Annotated in this window: 2 protein-coding genes; one reads left to right on the top strand and one right to left on the bottom strand. The window is 70.5% G+C overall.

The window, feature by feature from the left end; all coding sequences use genetic code 11:
- The first annotated feature begins 397 nt into the window (after nucleotides 1-397).
- Nucleotides 398-1,198 carry a MarR family winged helix-turn-helix transcriptional regulator gene (locus tag ACIQOV_RS37685; protein ID WP_387685267.1) on the top strand — a complete coding sequence of 267 codons (801 nt, stop codon included), beginning with the start codon at nucleotides 398-400 and terminating at the stop codon, nucleotides 1,196-1,198.
- Between the two features lie 181 nt (nucleotides 1,199-1,379).
- On the opposite strand, the gene ACIQOV_RS37680 is transcribed toward ACIQOV_RS37685, so the two are convergent.
- On the bottom strand, nucleotides 1,380-2,246 hold the full coding sequence (locus ACIQOV_RS37680) for an aldo/keto reductase (protein ID WP_401055289.1): 867 nt from the start codon (nucleotides 2,244-2,246) through the stop codon (nucleotides 1,380-1,382).
- Nucleotides 2,247-2,386 lie beyond the last annotated feature (140 nt).

Below are 2,386 nucleotides of genomic sequence, written 5' to 3'. Positions count from 1 at the left end.
GGTAGGGAGGGCGGCCAGGGTGGAGAGACGCAGGTGACGGTGGGTAAGGACCGACCGGTCGGCTTTCTGCTGAGAACGAGTTACTGCAAGCCGTTCGCAGTCCGTAAATATGCCAATGTTGCCGAACCTGCGTCTACTATCCGCCCCTGCCTGCCAGCAAGGGCCCGCCGTTTGTATAGTGTCCGCCAGCAGCCACCGGCTGCACGGCTGGAGCGCCCTCCCTCATAGCTGGACGCCCACTCGCCGTTACTGCCCCACCCGGGTGTCCCACACACACCGGGTGTGACATCGGGACGGATACATGGTGCTGGGGGAGATCCCGACAACCCGCGTGTCTGCGCGACTGCAGCAGTCGCCCGGACACCTCATTCGCGTTGCACAGCAGGTCCACACCCGTTTGTGGTCCGAACACGTCGGAGCCGATCTCACGGCTCCGCAGTTCGCCGTGCTGCTGGTCCTGGCCCTGGAACCGGGTGCGGACCAGCGGACGGTCGGCGAGCGGGCCTCGCTCGACAAGGCCACGATGGCGGAGATGGTCGCGCGGCTGGTCCGCCGCGGCCTGGTGCTGCGCAGGCGCGACCCGGCCGACGGCCGGCGCAAACTGTTGGCGCTCTCGCAGAGCGGTGCCCAGGCGGTGCGCGAGGCCACCGGTGGTGTGGTCCGCGTTCAGCGCGTCCTGTTCGAGCCGCTCACGGCGGAGGAACAGGTCGAGATCGTCCGGGTGATGGCCAAGATAGCCAGGCTGGAGCCCGCGGCGGTCGCCGTCATCACCGACGCGCGGCCGATACTGGACGCCCAGCGGGCGATCGGCTACCTGATCAGGGTGAGCCAGCAGGTGCACACCAAGCTCTGGTCGGAGCACGTGGGCGCCGAGCTGACGGCTCCGCAGTACGCGGTGCTGGACGCGCTGGAACTGGAACCGGGCGCCGACCAGCGCACGGTCGGCGAGCTGGCCTCGCTGGACAAGGCCACGATGGCCGAGATGGTCAGCCGACTGGTGCGCCGCGGTCTGGTGCAGCGCCGGCGCGACCCCTCGGACGGGCGGCGCAACCTGCTCTCGCTCTCACCGGCGGGACAGGACCTGCTGCACCGCTCGGCCGCCGGGGTGGCCGAGGTCCAGCGGCTGCTGCTGGCCCCGCTGGAGGAGAGCGAGCACGAGGCCGCGCTCGCGCTCATCGCGAAGGCGGGCAGGCTCTAGGTCAAGACTTCGCCGCAGTAGCCAAAACGATTCGCCAAAACGCTGAGGGTCCATGGCCATGGACTTTGGCGGATCGGGGTACGCCTGAGGCCGCCCGCTCCCCCCACGGGAGCGGGCGGTCTTCGGCATGACGGCCGTCAGGCGATCCGGGTGTCCGGGGGCCGGGCCCCCGGGCCGGGCGTCAGTTCCAGTCGAACTCCTGCGGGTCCGGGCCGATCCGCTTGCCGGTGGCCACGGTGGCGATCGCCGCGAGGTCCTCGGCGTCCAGCTCGAAGCCGGCGACGTCCAGGTTCTCGCGGATCCGGGACGGGGTGACCGACTTCGGGATGGCGATCACGCCGCTCTGGAGGTGCCAGCGCAGCACCACCTGGGCGACCGTGCGGCCGTGCTTCTCGGCGGTCTTCACCAGGGCGGGCTCGGCGAGCAGGTCCTTGCCCTGACCCAGCGGGCTCCAGGCCTCGGTGGCGATGCCGTGCTCGGCGTGGAACGCGCGCAGCTCCGCCTGGGGGAAGTACGGGTGCAGCTCGACCTGGTTCAGGGCCGGGGCGACGGAGGCCTCGTCCAGCAGGCGGCTCAGCTGCTCGGTGCCGAAGTTGGAGACGCCGATCGACCTGACCCGGCCGCCCGCCTTCAGCTGCTCGAAGGCCTTCCAGATGTTCAGGTAGCTGTCGCCGTGCATCGGGCGCGGCCAGTGGATCAGGTAGAGGTCGAGGTATTCGAGGCCGAGCTTGGCCAGCGAGGCGTCGAACTCGCGCAGCACCGCGTCGCGGCCCTGCTCGCCGGACCAGTCGCGGGTGCCCGAGTTCCACAGCTTGGTGGTGACGTAGAGGTCCTCGCGGGCGACGCCGCCCGCCAGGGCGTCGGCGATCGCCGCGCCGGTGCCGGCCTCGTTCTCGTAGATGGCCGCGGTGTCGATGGAGCGGTAGCCGGCCTCGATCGCGGTGCGGACGGCCGGGGTGGCCTCGGCGTCCGGGACCTGCCACACGCCGAAGCCGAGCTGCGGGATCTGCGCGCCGTCGTTGAGGGTGACGGTGGGGATGGTGCTCACGGGAAGGGGTGCCCTCCTGATTGTCCTGTGGTTCCAGTGGGGGCAACTGGCGTCCCGGTGTGATTGTTCCCGCCGAACGGGCGAATCTTGGGTGAAGCTTTGCGGGGGTTTGGCCGAGGGGTCGGCCGACCCGGGGCGGG

The sequence above is a fragment of the Kitasatospora sp. NPDC091257 genome (assembly GCF_044757675.1).
In the GTDB taxonomy this organism is placed as follows: domain Bacteria; phylum Actinomycetota; class Actinomycetes; order Streptomycetales; family Streptomycetaceae; genus Kitasatospora; species Kitasatospora lactacystinica.
The sequence above is the reverse complement of the archived record's forward strand: the minus strand, read 5'-3'. Positions and strand labels throughout refer to the sequence as shown.